Origin of the sequence: Pseudomonas tumuqii, assembly GCF_013184545.1 — a bacterium.
In the GTDB taxonomy this organism is placed as follows: Bacteria; Pseudomonadota; Gammaproteobacteria; order Pseudomonadales; family Pseudomonadaceae; genus Aquipseudomonas; species Aquipseudomonas tumuqii.
The window spans coordinates 12,105-25,072 of record NZ_JAAOJA010000009.1; the positions used below are offsets into that span (position 1 = coordinate 12,105).

At 57.2% G+C, this 12,968-nt stretch carries 13 protein-coding genes; all 13 read left to right on the top strand.

Features of this window, described 5'->3' with window-relative positions; genetic code table 11:
• The first annotated feature begins 30 nt into the window (after positions 1-30).
• The 13 genes from rpoC to rpsC all read left to right on the top strand — a co-directional run bounded on the left by rpoC (position 31) and on the right by rpsC (position 12,962).
• Positions 31-4,230 carry a DNA-directed RNA polymerase subunit beta' gene (gene rpoC, locus G9C89_RS16385; RefSeq protein ID WP_172149904.1) on the top strand — a complete coding sequence of 1,400 codons (4,200 nt, stop codon included), beginning with the start codon at positions 31-33 and terminating at the stop codon, positions 4,228-4,230.
• Positions 4,231-4,387: 157 nt separating this feature from the next.
• Complete coding sequence (rpsL, locus tag G9C89_RS16390; protein WP_003186084.1) at positions 4,388-4,759, top strand: 30S ribosomal protein S12; 372 nt, start codon at positions 4,388-4,390, stop codon at positions 4,757-4,759.
• Positions 4,760-4,877: 118 nt separating this feature from the next.
• Positions 4,878-5,348 carry a 30S ribosomal protein S7 gene (gene rpsG / locus G9C89_RS16395; protein WP_172149911.1) on the top strand — a complete coding sequence of 157 codons (471 nt, stop codon included), beginning with the start codon at positions 4,878-4,880 and terminating at the stop codon, positions 5,346-5,348.
• 30 nt (positions 5,349-5,378) lie between these two features.
• Positions 5,379-7,481, top strand: coding sequence for an elongation factor G (gene fusA, locus G9C89_RS16400; protein ID WP_172149913.1), 2,103 nt, complete (start codon positions 5,379-5,381; stop codon positions 7,479-7,481).
• 30 nt (positions 7,482-7,511) lie between these two features.
• Positions 7,512-8,705 carry an elongation factor Tu gene (tuf, locus tag G9C89_RS16405; protein WP_172149915.1) on the top strand — a complete coding sequence of 398 codons (1,194 nt, stop codon included), beginning with the start codon at positions 7,512-7,514 and terminating at the stop codon, positions 8,703-8,705.
• A 141-nt stretch (positions 8,706-8,846) separates the two neighbouring features.
• Positions 8,847-9,158 (top strand): 30S ribosomal protein S10, encoded by a 312-nt coding sequence (gene rpsJ, locus G9C89_RS16410; RefSeq protein WP_010486970.1) that lies wholly within the window; start codon positions 8,847-8,849, stop codon positions 9,156-9,158.
• A gap of 82 nt (positions 9,159-9,240) precedes the next feature.
• Positions 9,241-9,876, top strand: coding sequence for a 50S ribosomal protein L3 (gene rplC / locus G9C89_RS16415; protein WP_079204520.1), 636 nt, complete (start codon positions 9,241-9,243; stop codon positions 9,874-9,876).
• A gap of 12 nt (positions 9,877-9,888) precedes the next feature.
• The gene (gene rplD, locus G9C89_RS16420; RefSeq protein ID WP_172149917.1) at positions 9,889-10,491 is read left to right on the top strand and encodes a 50S ribosomal protein L4; all 603 of its coding nucleotides are present in this window, start codon (positions 9,889-9,891) and stop codon (positions 10,489-10,491) included.
• On the top strand, positions 10,488-10,787 hold the full coding sequence (rplW, locus tag G9C89_RS16425) for a 50S ribosomal protein L23 (protein WP_172149919.1): 300 nt from the start codon (positions 10,488-10,490) through the stop codon (positions 10,785-10,787). Before rplD ends, rplW begins: the two co-directional genes overlap by 4 nt.
• 14 nt (positions 10,788-10,801) lie before the next feature.
• Positions 10,802-11,626 carry a 50S ribosomal protein L2 gene (rplB, locus tag G9C89_RS16430; protein WP_172149921.1) on the top strand — a complete coding sequence of 275 codons (825 nt, stop codon included), beginning with the start codon at positions 10,802-10,804 and terminating at the stop codon, positions 11,624-11,626.
• Between the two features lie 16 nt (positions 11,627-11,642).
• Positions 11,643-11,918, top strand: a complete 276-nt coding sequence (rpsS, locus tag G9C89_RS16435) for a 30S ribosomal protein S19 (protein ID WP_010486981.1) — start codon at positions 11,643-11,645, stop codon at positions 11,916-11,918.
• A gap of 11 nt (positions 11,919-11,929) precedes the next feature.
• Positions 11,930-12,262, top strand: a complete 333-nt coding sequence (rplV, locus tag G9C89_RS16440) for a 50S ribosomal protein L22 (RefSeq protein WP_079204524.1) — start codon at positions 11,930-11,932, stop codon at positions 12,260-12,262.
• Between the two features lie 13 nt (positions 12,263-12,275).
• Positions 12,276-12,962, top strand: coding sequence for a 30S ribosomal protein S3 (gene rpsC, locus G9C89_RS16445; protein ID WP_027982006.1), 687 nt, complete (start codon positions 12,276-12,278; stop codon positions 12,960-12,962).
• The last annotated feature ends 6 nt before the right edge of the window (positions 12,963-12,968 follow it).

Consider the following 12,968-nt stretch of genomic DNA (forward strand, 5'->3'; position numbering starts at 1 on the left):
CCGCTCTCTGCTCCGCCAGGAGGAAAGGCCTTGAAAGACCTACTGAATTTGCTGAAAAACCAGGGTCAAGTCGAAGAGTTCGACGCCATCCGTATCGGATTGGCCTCGCCTGAGATGATCCGTTCGTGGTCGTTCGGTGAAGTTAAAAAGCCGGAAACCATCAACTACCGTACGTTCAAGCCTGAGCGCGACGGCCTGTTCTGCGCCAAGATCTTTGGCCCGGTAAAGGATTACGAGTGCCTGTGCGGTAAGTACAAGCGCTTGAAGCATCGCGGCGTGATCTGCGAGAAGTGCGGCGTTGAAGTGGCGCTGGCCAAAGTCCGTCGTGAGCGCATGGCGCACATCGAACTGGCTTCGCCGGTTGCCCACATCTGGTTCCTCAAGTCGCTGCCGAGCCGTATCGGCTTGCTGATGGACATGACCCTGCGTGATATCGAACGCGTGCTCTACTTCGAGAGCTACGTGGTGATCGATCCGGGCATGACCACCCTTGAGAAAGGCCAGCTGCTGAACGACGAACAGTACTTCGAAGCCCTCGAAGAGTTTGGTGACGACTTCGACGCCCGCATGGGTGCCGAAGCCGTTCGCGAACTGCTGCACGCGATCGACCTGGAGCACGAGATTGGCCGTTTGCGCGAAGAGATTCCGCAAACCAACTCGGAAACCAAGATCAAGAAGCTGTCCAAGCGCCTGAAGCTGATGGAAGCCTTCCTCGGCTCCGGCAACCTGCCCGAGTGGATGGTGTTGACCGTTCTGCCGGTTCTGCCGCCAGACCTGCGTCCGCTGGTTCCGCTCGACGGTGGCCGTTTCGCGACTTCGGATCTCAATGATCTGTATCGCCGCGTGATCAACCGTAACAACCGCCTCAAGCGCCTGCTCGATCTGTCAGCACCGGACATCATTGTGCGCAACGAAAAGCGCATGCTCCAGGAAGCGGTCGACGCCCTGCTCGACAACGGCCGTCGCGGTCGCGCCATCACCGGCTCGAACAAGCGTCCGCTGAAGTCCCTGGCCGACATGATCAAGGGTAAGCAAGGTCGCTTCCGTCAGAACCTGCTCGGTAAGCGCGTGGACTACTCCGGTCGTTCCGTTATTACCGTAGGCCCGACCCTGCGTCTGCACCAGTGCGGTCTGCCGAAGAAGATGGCCCTCGAGCTGTTCAAGCCGTTCATTTTCGGCAAGCTGGAAATGCGTGGTCTCGCGACCACCATCAAGGCCGCCAAGAAGATGGTCGAGCGCGAGCTGCCAGAGGTGTGGGACGTTCTTGCCGAAGTGATTCGCGAACACCCCGTACTGCTCAACCGCGCACCGACCCTGCACCGTCTGGGCATCCAGGCGTTCGAACCGGTTCTGATCGAAGGTAAGGCTATCCAGCTGCACCCGCTGGTCTGCGCCGCGTACAACGCCGACTTCGACGGCGACCAGATGGCCGTTCACGTGCCGCTGACGCTGGAAGCCCAGCTCGAAGCCCGTGCGCTGATGATGTCGACCAACAACATCCTCTCGCCGGCCAACGGCGAGCCGATCATCGTGCCGTCGCAGGACGTGGTCTTGGGTCTGTACTACATGACTCGCGAAGCGATCAACGCCAAGGGCGAAGGCCGCGTGTTCGCCGACCTGCAGGAAGTCGACCGGGTGTTCCGTGCCGGCGAAGCCTCGCTGCATGCCAAGGTCAAGGTACGCATCAACGAAGTCATCAAGGATCGTGATGGCAGCATCACCAAGAACACCCGCATCGTCGACACCACTGTCGGCCGCGCGCTGTTGTTCCAGGTGGTTCCGGCGGGCCTGTCCTACGACGTGGTCAACCAGTCGATGAAGAAGAAGGCGATCTCCAAGCTGATCAACCAGTGCTACCGCACGGTCGGCTTGAAAGACACCGTGATCTTCGCCGACCAGCTGATGTACACCGGTTTCGCCTATTCGACCATCTCCGGTGTGTCGATCGGTGTGAACGACTTCGTGATCCCGGATGAGAAGGCGCGGATCATCGATGCCGCCACCGAGGAAGTGAAGGAGATCGAATCGCAGTATGCCTCCGGCCTGGTAACCCAGGGCGAGAAGTACAACAAGGTGATCGACCTCTGGTCCAAGGCCAACGACGAAGTGTCCAAGGCGATGATGGCCAACCTCTCGAAAGAGAAGGTCATCGACCGTCATGGCAATGAAGTCGAGCAGGAATCCTTCAACTCCATGTACATGATGGCCGACTCCGGTGCGCGGGGTTCTGCTGCGCAGATCCGCCAGCTCGCCGGTATGCGCGGTCTGATGGCCAAGCCGGACGGCTCGATCATCGAAACGCCGATCACTGCGAACTTCCGCGAAGGTCTCAGCGTTCTGCAGTACTTCATCTCCACTCACGGTGCACGTAAGGGTCTTGCGGATACCGCATTGAAGACGGCGAACTCCGGTTACCTGACTCGTCGCCTGGTCGACGTGGCTCAGGATCTGGTGGTGACCGCGATCGATTGCGGCACCGAGCACGGTCTGCTGATGACGCCGCACATCGAAGGCGGTGATGTGGTCGAGCCGCTGGGTGAGCGCGTACTGGGCCGGGTTATTGCCAAGGACGTATTCAAGCCGGGCAGCGACGAACTCCTGGTGCCGGGTGGCACCCTGGTCGACGAGCAGTGGGTCGAATTCATCGAGCTGAACAGCATCGACGAAGTGATCGTGCGTTCGCCGATCACCTGCGAAACCCGCTACGGTATCTGCGCCAAGTGCTACGGTCGCGACCTGGCTCGTGGTCACCAGATCAACATCGGTGAAGCGGTCGGCGTTATCGCTGCCCAGTCGATCGGTGAGCCGGGTACCCAGCTGACCATGCGTACGTTCCACATCGGTGGTGCGGCCAGCCGGACTTCCGCTGCCGATAGCGTACAAGTGAAGAATGGCGGTGCGGTTCGTCTGCACAACCTCAAGCACGTCGAGCGTCTGGACGGCAACCTGGTTGCGGTATCGCGTTCCGGCGAGTTGGCGATTGCCGACGAGTTCGGTCGTGAGCGTGAGCGCTACAAGCTACCGTACGGTGCGGTGATTTCGGTGAAGGAAGGTGACAAGGTCGATGCTGGCGCTATCGTCGCCAAGTGGGATCCGCACACCCACCCGATCGTTACCGAAATGAAAGGTACCGTGACCTACGTGGGCATGGAAGAAGGCATCACCATCAAGCGCCAGACCGACGAATTGACCGGTCTGACCAACATCGAAGTCCTCGATCCGAAGGATCGTCCGGCTGCCGGCAAGGACATCCGTCCGGCCGTGAAGATGGTCGGTGTGGATGGCAAGGATCTGTTGCTGCCGGGTACCGACGTACCGGCCCAGTACTTCCTGCCGGCTAACGCTCTGGTAGGTGTGGCCAACGGGGTCCAGGTCGGTGTGGGTGATGTCATCGCCCGTATCCCCCAGGAAACCTCCAAGACCCGCGACATTACCGGTGGTCTGCCGCGCGTTGCCGACTTGTTCGAAGCGCGCCGCCCGAAAGAAGCCTCGATCCTGGCAGAAATCAGCGGCACCATCGCCTTCGGTAAAGAGACCAAGGGCAAGCGCCGTCTGGTCATTACCCCGAACGATGGCAGCGAACCGTACGAAGAGCTGATTCCGAAGTGGCGTCACCTGAACGTGTTCGAAGGTGAACAGGTCAACAAGGGTGAAGTCATCTCCGACGGTCCGAGCGATCCGCACGACATCTTGCGTCTGCTGGGTGTCAGCGCCCTGGCCAAGTACATCGTCAACGAGATTCAGGACGTTTACCGCTTGCAGGGCGTGAAGATCAACGACAAGCACATCGAGACCATCCTGCGCCAGATGCTGCGCAAGGTCGAAGTGGCCGAGTCGGGTGACTCCACCTTCATCAAGGGCGATCAGATGGAGCTGACCGCGGTACTGGGCGAGAACGAGCGTCTGGCCGCAGACGACAAGTTCGTTGCCAAGTACACCCGCGTGCTGCTGGGTATCACCAAGGCGTCGTTGTCCACCGAGTCGTTCATCTCGGCGGCTTCCTTCCAGGAGACGACCCGTGTACTCACCGAGGCGGCGGTTACCGGCAAGCGCGACTTCCTGCGCGGCCTGAAAGAGAACGTGGTGGTGGGTCGTCTGATCCCGGCCGGTACCGGTCTGGCCTATCACGCCGAGCGCAAGCGCAAGCGTGAAGCCGACAAGCCGGTACGCGTCAGCGCCAGTGAAGTGGAAGCCGCACTGACCGAAGCGTTGAACTCCAGCGGTAATTGAGTGAACAGCCCTGCTGCCTTGGCAGTGGGGCTGTAGCTTGACGGGGCGCGCGAGTCTCATTAGACTCATGCACCCCTAAATTTGGCAGGGCACGTGCCCTGCCAAATTGCTTTTGTTGAAAATAAATAGCGTCGAAAGACAACAGTGGAGCTAGTAGATGGCAACTATCAACCAGCTGGTACGTCAGCCGCGCAAGCGTATCGTCGAGAAATCCGACGTGCCTGCGCTGCAGAACTGCCCGCAACGTCGTGGCGTATGCACTCGCGTGTATACCACTACGCCGAAAAAACCGAACTCGGCACTGCGTAAAGTCTGCCGTGTGCGTCTGACCAACGGTTTCGAGGTTTCCTCGTACATCGGCGGTGAAGGCCACAACCTGCAAGAGCACAGCGTGGTGCTGATCCGCGGCGGTCGCGTAAAAGACTTGCCGGGTGTGCGTTACCACACCGTTCGCGGCTCCTTGGATACTTCCGGCGTCAAAGGTCGTAACCAGGGTCGTTCGAAGTACGGTACCAAGCGTCCGAAGTAATCGGTGCTTGAGCTGAAACTGCAGTTTTCTATTTTTCTGAGTCGATAAGAGTAAGGTCGGGCGCCATCTTTGTGAGGCAGTCCCGAGCTAACCTGAAGACCGTTTGAGGGCTTATCAAATGCCAAGACGTCGTGTAGCAGCCAAGCGCGAAGTGCTTGACGATCCAAAATACGGTAGCCAAATCCTGGCCAAGTTCATGAACCACGTGATGGAGAGCGGCAAGAAAGCCGTTGCCGAGCGTATCGTTTATGGCGCCCTGGATAAGGTTAAAGAGCGTAAGAATAGCGATCCCCTGGAAATCTTCGAGAAAGCTCTCGACGCCATCGCTCCGCTGGTCGAAGTGAAGTCGCGCCGTGTAGGCGGTGCTACTTACCAGGTTCCGGTCGAAGTTCGTCCGTCCCGTCGTAACGCGCTTGCCATGCGCTGGCTGGTAGATTTCGCCCGCAAGCGTGGCGAGAAGTCCATGGCTCTGCGCTTGGCTGGCGAGCTGATGGATGCCGCTGAAGGCAAGGGTGCAGCAGTTAAGAAGCGTGAAGACGTGCACCGCATGGCTGAAGCCAACAAGGCCTTCTCGCACTACCGCTTCTAATTTTTGCGCTTCTAAATTTGCGAGGGCTTTATGGCTCGTACTACACCGATTAGCCGCTACCGTAACATTGGTATCGTCGCGCACGTTGATGCCGGCAAGACCACGACCACGGAGCGGGTGTTGTTTTACACGGGCGTCAACCACAAGATGGGCGAGGTGCATGATGGCGCCGCGACCATGGACTGGATGGCGCAGGAGCAGGAGCGTGGTATCACTATCACCTCCGCGGCCACCACCGCCTTCTGGGCGGGTTCCGAGAAGCAGTTCGAAAAGCATCGCTTCAATATCATCGATACCCCCGGGCACGTTGACTTCACCATTGAAGTAGAGCGCTCGCTGCGCGTACTCGATGGCGCGGTTGTGGTGTTCTGCGGTACCTCGGGTGTTGAGCCGCAGTCGGAGACCGTATGGCGTCAGGCCAACAAATACGGTGTTCCGCGTCTGGTTTATGTCAACAAGATGGACCGTGCGGGTGCCAACTTCCTGCGCGTGATCGGTCAGATCAAGCAGCGTCTGGGTCATACCCCGGTGCCAATTCAGCTTGCCATCGGTGCGGAAGATAACTTTCAGGGTCAGATCGATCTGATCAAGATGAAAGCTATCTACTGGAACGACGACGACAAGGGTATGGCTCTCCGTGAGGAGGAAATCCCTGCCGAGCTCCAGGCCTTGGCCGAAGAGTGGCGCAGCAACATGGTTGAAGCTGCCGCTGAAGCCACTGAAGAGCTGATGAACAAGTACCTCGAGGGTGAGGAACTGACCATTGCCGAGATCAAGGCGGGTCTGCGTCAGCGCACCATCGCCGGCGAAATCGTTCTGGCTGTTTGTGGTTCTTCGTTCAAGAACAAGGGCGTGCCCCTGGTTCTCGACGCCGTTATCGATTACCTGCCTGCTCCGGTTGATATCCCGGCGATCAAGGGTTCGGACGTTGATGACGAAAGCATCGAGATGGAGCGCCACGCTGATGATAGCGAGCCGTTCTCTGCTCTGGCTTTCAAGATTGCCACCGACCCATTCGTGGGTACTCTGACTTTCGCACGCGTTTACTCGGGCGTGTTGAGTTCGGGCGACGGCGTGTTGAACTCGGTCAAGGGCAAGAAAGAGCGCGTTGGCCGTATGGTGCAGATGCACGCCAACACCCGTGAGGAGATCAAGGAATGTCGCGCTGGCGACATCGCCGCTCTGATCGGCATGAAAGATGTCACCACTGGTGATACTTTGTGCTCTCTGGAAAAGCCGATCATCCTCGTTCGTATGGACTTCCCGGAGCCGGTAATTTCGGTTGCCGTTGAGCCGAAGACCAAGGATGACCAGGAAAAAATGGGTATCGCTCTGGGCAAGCTCGCTCAGGAAGACCCATCTTTCCGCGTCAAGACTGATGAAGAGACTGGTCAGACGATTATCTCGGGCATGGGCGAGTTGCACCTGGACATCCTGGTCGACCGTATGCGCCGCGAGTTCAACGTCGAGGCCAACATCGGTAAGCCACAGGTTTCTTATCGTGAGAAGATCACCAAGACCTGTGAGATCGAAGGCAAGTTCGTGCGTCAGTCCGGTGGCCGCGGTCAGTTCGGTCACTGCTGGGTGCGTTTCTCTCCTGCCGATGAAGGTCAGGAAGGCTTGCAGTTCGTCAATGAAGTGGTAGGTGGTGTGATTCCGAAGGAATACATCCCGGCCATTCAGAAGGGCATCGAAGAGCAGATGAAAAACGGTGTTGTCGCCGGTTATCCGCTCATCGGCCTGAAGGCTACAGTGTTTGATGGTTCTTACCATGACGTCGACTCTAACGAGATGGCGTTCAAGGTAGCTGCCTCCATGGCGACCAAGCAGTTGTCCCAGAAGGGCGGCGCTGTAGTGCTTGAGCCGATCATGAAGGTCGAAGTGGTAACACCTGAAGACTACATGGGTGACGTGATGGGTGACCTGAATCGTCGTCGTGGTCTGATCCAGGGTATGGAAGATACGGTTTCCGGCAAGGTGATCCGCGCTGAAGTTCCGTTGGGTGAGATGTTCGGTTATGCGACCGACGTTCGCTCCATGTCCCAGGGTCGCGCGAGCTACTCCATGGAATTCTCCAAATACTCCGAGGCTCCGTCGAATATCGTCGAAGCTATCGTTAAAAGACAAGGCTGATTCAGCCCTTTAGGCAAGAGGTTCACTGTCGTGGCTAAAGAAAAATTCGAACGTAACAAACCGCACGTCAACGTTGGCACCATCGGTCACGTCGATCATGGTAAAACCACCCTGACTGCTGCGCTGACCAAGGTGTGTGCCGAGGCTTTCGGTGGCGCCATTCGCGACTTCGCACAGATCGACAGCGCTCCGGAAGAAAAAGCTCGTGGTATCACGATCAATACTTCCCACGTTGAATACGATTCCAACATCCGTCACTACGCTCACGTAGATTGCCCGGGCCACGCTGACTATGTGAAGAACATGATCACCGGTGCTGCGCAGATGGATGGCGCGATCCTGGTTTGCTCCGCTGCTGACGGCCCGATGCCGCAGACTCGCGAGCACATCCTGCTGTCCCGTCAGGTGGGCGTTCCTTACATCGTGGTCTTCCTGAACAAGGCTGACATGGTGGATGACGCTGAGCTGCTGGAGCTGGTCGAGATGGAAGTGCGTGACCTGCTGTCGGCTTACGACTTCCCAGGCGACGACACTCCGATCGTGATCGGCTCCGCGTTGATGGCTCTGAATGGCCAGGACGACAACGAAATGGGCACCTCTGCCGTGCGCAAGCTGGTTGAGACTCTGGATACCTACATTCCGGATCCGGTGCGTGTTATCGACAAGCCGTTCCTGATGCCGGTCGAGGACGTGTTCTCGATCTCCGGTCGCGGCACTGTGGTGACCGGTCGTATCGAGCGCGGCATCATCAAGATCCAGGAAGAAGTCGAGATCGTGGGCCTGCGTCCTACCGTCAAGACCATCTGTACCGGTGTTGAGATGTTCCGCAAGCTGCTCGACGAAGGTCGTGCTGGCGAGAACTGCGGTATCCTGCTGCGCGGCACCAAGCGTGACGACGTCGAGCGTGGTCAGGTTCTGGCCAAGCCGGGTAGCGTTAAGCCGCACACCAAGTTCGAGGCAGAAGTCTACGTACTGAGCAAAGAAGAAGGCGGTCGTCACACTCCGTTCTTCAAAGGCTACCGTCCGCAGTTCTACTTCCGCACTACCGACGTAACTGGTAACTGCGAGCTGCCGGAAGGCGTTGAAATGGTAATGCCGGGCGACAACGTGAAAATGGTTGTTACCCTGATCAAGTCGATCGCCATGGAAGATGGTCTGCGTTTCGCGATTCGCGAAGGCGGCCGTACCGTTGGTGCCGGCGTGGTTGCCAAGATCATCGAGTAATCGATTGATCTGAAAAAAGCCCCCGCTTGCGGGGGCTTTTTTATTGGGTTGACACTCGTTGGGGCCGTCTATAGAATTGCGCCTCCTTTTAGCGGGTGTATTGCGCCCGTTGGGAATAGCAGCTTGGAATCTGAGGTCAAAATGCAAAACCAACAAATCCGTATTCGGTTGAAGGCTTTTGACCATCGCCTGATCGATCAATCAACCCAGGAAATCGTGGAAACCGCGAAACGTACTGGTGCTCAGGTGCGTGGTCCGATTCCTCTGCCTACCCGCAAAGAGCGGTTTACCGTTCTGACTTCACCGCACGTCAACAAAGACGCGCGTGATCAGTTCGAAATCCGCACTCATAAGCGCGTTCTGGACATTGTCCAGCCGACGGATAAAACCGTTGATGCGTTGATGAAGCTTGATCTTGCGGCTGGCGTGGAAGTGCAGATCAGCCTCGGCTAAAACCTTGGGGTTTTAGTCGTGTAACGCTCTGAAATGGGCGGCCATAGCGGGTGAAAGCCCCGTACACTCATGAGGTTACAACATGACTATTGGTGTAGTCGGTCGTAAGTGCGGTATGACCCGTATTTTCACCGAAGAAGGTGTCTCCATTCCGGTTACGGTCATTGAGATCGAGCCGAATCGCGTCACTCAGTTCAAAACTGAAGAGTCCGATGGCTATCGTGCAGTGCAAGTCACTGTCGGTGAGCGTCGTGCTTCCCGTGTCAGCAAGGCGCAAGCCGGTCATTTCGCCAAGGCGAATGTCGCGGCAGGTCGTGGTGTTTGGGAGTTCCGTCTTGAAGAAGGCGACTACCAGGCTGGCGATCTGATCAACGCTGAAATTTTCCAAGCTGGTCAACTGGTGGATGTCACCGGTCAGTCCAAGGGTAAAGGCTTTGCCGGTACCATCAAGCGTTGGAACTTCCGCGGCCAAGACAACACTCACGGTAACTCCGTGTCCCACCGTGTTCCGGGTTCCATTGGCCAGTGCCAGACTCCGGGTCGCGTCTTCAAGGGCAAGAAAATGTCCGGTCACATGGGTGCTGAGCGCGTGACTGTGCAGTCCCTGGAAGTAGTGCGCGTCGACGCTGAACGCAACCTGCTGTTGGTCAAGGGTGCCGTTCCTGGCGCTACTGGCGGCAACCTGGTTGTTCGTCCGGCAGCCAAGGCTCGCGGTTAAGGGGAAGCTGACATGCAATTAAATGTAAATGGCGCTCAAGCGATCGAAGTGTCCGAAGCGACCTTCGGTGGCGATTACAACGAGACCCTGGTTCACCAAGCAGTCGTGGCCTACATGGCTGGCGGCCGTCAGGGCAGCAAGCAGCAGAAAACCCGTTCCGACGTTTCCGGTGGCGGTAAGCGCCCATGGCGTCAGAAGGGCACTGGTCGTGCTCGTGCTGGTACCACTCGTGGTCCGATCTGGCGTGGCGGTGGTGTGACTTTCGCGGCCCGTCCGCAGAATCACGATCAGAAGCTGAACAAGAAAATGTATCGCGCTGCATTGCGTTCGATTCTTGCTGAGCTGGTGCGCACCGATCGTTTGGTCGTGGTTGAAGACTTCAGCGTTGAAGCGCCGAAGACCAAAGACCTGCTGAACAAATTGAATGGCATGGGTCTGACCGATGTACTGATCGTGTCCGATGCTATTGACGAAAATCTGTACCTGGCTGCCCGCAACCTGCCGCATGTCGATGTTCGTGACGTGCAGGGTTCCGATCCGGTCAGTCTGATCGCGTACGAAAAGGTGCTGGTCACCGTTTCTGCCGTGAAGAAATTCGAGGAGCTGCTGGGATGAACCAGGAACGCGTATTTAAAGTGCTGCTTGGCCCGCACGTCTCCGAGAAGGCCACACTTCTGGCTGATAAGAAAAGCCAGTTCGTTTTCAAGGTTGCAACCGATGCAACCAAGCTGGAAATCAAGAAGGCCGTCGAAAGCCTGTTCAGCGTGAAGGTTGAGCGTGTGACTACTCAGAATGTTCTGGGTAAGAGCAAGCGCACCGCTCGCGGTCTGGGCAAGCGTAACGACTGGAAGAAGGCGATCATCTCCCTTCAGCCAGGCCAAGATCTCGATTTCGCCAGCAGTGCTGAGTAAGGAAGGGGTGCATCATGGCAATCGTTAAATGCAAACCGACTTCCGCTGGCCGCCGTTTTGTGGTCAAGGTGGTCAATCAGGAGCTGCATAAAGGCGCTCCTTACGCTCCGCTGCTCGAGAAGAAGTCGAAGACTGGCGGTCGTAACAACAATGGTCGGATCACTACCCGTCATATCGGTGGTGGCCACAAGCAGCATTACCGTCTGGTCGATTTCCGTCGCAACGACAAAGATGGCATTCCAGCCACTGTCGAGCGTATTGAATACGATCCGAACCGTACCGCACACATCGCTTTGCTGATGTATGCAGACGGCGAGCGTCGCTACATCATCGCCCCTAAAGGCGTGAGTGCTGGCGATCAGCTGGTAGCTGGTATCATGGCTCCGATCAAGCCGGGCAACAGTCTGCAACTGCGCAACATCCCAGTTGGTAGCACTGTTCACGGTATCGAATTGAAGCCGGGCAAAGGTGCCCAGATCGCTCGTTCCGCTGGTGCTTCGGCTCAGCTGATTGCGCGTGAAGGTGTCTACGTGACCCTGCGTCTGCGTTCCGGTGAAATGCGTAAAGTGCTGGCTGAATGCCGTGCGACCCTGGGCGAAGTCTCGAACTCCGAGCACAGCCTGCGTTCGCTGGGTAAAGCTGGTGCCAAACGCTGGCGTGGCGTTCGCCCAACCGTTCGTGGTGTTGCCATGAACCCGGTTGACCACCCACACGGTGGTGGTGAAGGTCGTACCTCTGGTGGTCGTCATCCGGTGTCTCCATGGGGCTTCCCGACTAAGGGCGCGAAGACTCGTGGTAACAAGCGCACCGATAAAATGATCGTCCGTCGTCGCAAGTAAATAGAGGGATACGACAGTGCCACGTTCTCTGAAAAAAGGTCCTTTTATCGATCTTCACCTACTGAAGAAGATCGAAGTGGCGGTGGAAAAGAACGATCGCAAGCCAGTGAAAACCTGGTCGCGCCGTTCCATGATCCTGCCGCAAATGGTCGGTCTGACCATTGCTGTGCATAACGGTCGTCAACATGTTCCAGTTCTCGTGAACGAAGACATGGTCGGCCACAAACTCGGCGAGTTTGCTGGTACCCGCACTTATCGTGGGCACGTAGCAGACAAGAAAGCCAAGCGTTAAGGGGTTAGGAAATGGAAGTAGCCGCTAAGTTGTCGGGCGCTCGAATCTCCGCCCAGAAAGCCCGCTTGGTCGCCGACCAGATCCGCGGGAAGAAGGTGGGCGAAGCGCTCAATCTGTTGGCTTTTAGCAGTAAAAAAGCCGCCGATATCATCAAGAAAGTGCTGGAGTCGGCTGTAGCCAACGCCGAGCATAACGAAGGCGCAGATGTTGATGACCTCAAGGTCAGCACCGTTTTCGTCAACGAAGGGCGTTCGCTGAAGCGAATCATGCCGCGTGCCAAAGGCCGCGCTGATCGCATCGTCAAGCGGTCTTGCCATATCACTGTCAAGGTTGCGGACAAGTAACGGAGTCGATCAGATGGGTCAGAAAGTACATCCCATTGGCATTCGCCTGGGAATCGTCAAGGAGCACACCTCCGTCTGGTACGCAGACGGTCGGACTTATGCGGACTATTTGTTCGCTGATCTGAAGGTGCGCGAATACCTCCAAGACAAACTAAAAAGCGCGTCCGTAAGCCGTATCGATATCCATCGTCCGGCTCAGACTGCACGCATCACCATCCACACCGCCCGTCCCGGTATCGTGATCGGCAAGAAAGGTGAAGATGTTGAGAAGCTGCGTCAGGACCTGACCAAGCAAATGGGTGTGCCTGTGCACATCAATATCGAAGAAATCCGCAAGCCGGAGCTCGACGGTATGCTGGTTGCGCAGAGCGTAGCTCAGCAGCTGGAGCGTCGTGTGATGTTCCGTCGCGCTATGAAGCGCGCTGTACAGAACGCCATGCGCATTGGTGCCAAGGGCATCAAAATCCAAGTGAGCGGTCGTCTCGGCGGTGCTGAAATTGCCCGTACCGAATGGTATCGCGAAGGTCGTGTGCCGTTGCACACCCTGCGTGCCGATATCGACTATGCCACGTACGAAGCGCACACCACTTATGGTGTGATCGGTGTCAAGGTTTGGATCTTCAAAGGCGAAGTAATTGGTGGTCGCCAGGAAGAACTGAAACCGCAGGCACCTGCGCCTCGTAAAAAAGCTGCTAAGTAAGGGGTA

What these genes read in the sequence shown, in the direction of transcription:
- rplD (WP_172149917.1), top strand. Translation starts at nt 9,889, where the DNA reads ATGCAATTAAATGTAAATGGCGCTCAAGCGATCGAAGTGTCCGAAGCG.
- rplV (WP_079204524.1), top strand. Translation starts at nt 11,930, where the DNA reads ATGGAAGTAGCCGCTAAGTTGTCGGGCGCTCGAATCTCCGCCCAGAAA.
- fusA (WP_172149913.1), top strand. Translation starts at nt 5,379, where the DNA reads ATGGCTCGTACTACACCGATTAGCCGCTACCGTAACATTGGTATCGTC.
- rpsG (WP_172149911.1), top strand. Translation starts at nt 4,878, where the DNA reads ATGCCAAGACGTCGTGTAGCAGCCAAGCGCGAAGTGCTTGACGATCCA.
- rpsJ (WP_010486970.1), top strand. Translation starts at nt 8,847, where the DNA reads ATGCAAAACCAACAAATCCGTATTCGGTTGAAGGCTTTTGACCATCGC.
- rpsC (WP_027982006.1), top strand. Translation starts at nt 12,276, where the DNA reads ATGGGTCAGAAAGTACATCCCATTGGCATTCGCCTGGGAATCGTCAAG.
- rplW (WP_172149919.1), top strand. Translation starts at nt 10,488, where the DNA reads ATGAACCAGGAACGCGTATTTAAAGTGCTGCTTGGCCCGCACGTCTCC.
- rplC (WP_079204520.1), top strand. Translation starts at nt 9,241, where the DNA reads ATGACTATTGGTGTAGTCGGTCGTAAGTGCGGTATGACCCGTATTTTC.
- rplB (WP_172149921.1), top strand. Translation starts at nt 10,802, where the DNA reads ATGGCAATCGTTAAATGCAAACCGACTTCCGCTGGCCGCCGTTTTGTG.
- rpsL (WP_003186084.1), top strand. Translation starts at nt 4,388, where the DNA reads ATGGCAACTATCAACCAGCTGGTACGTCAGCCGCGCAAGCGTATCGTC.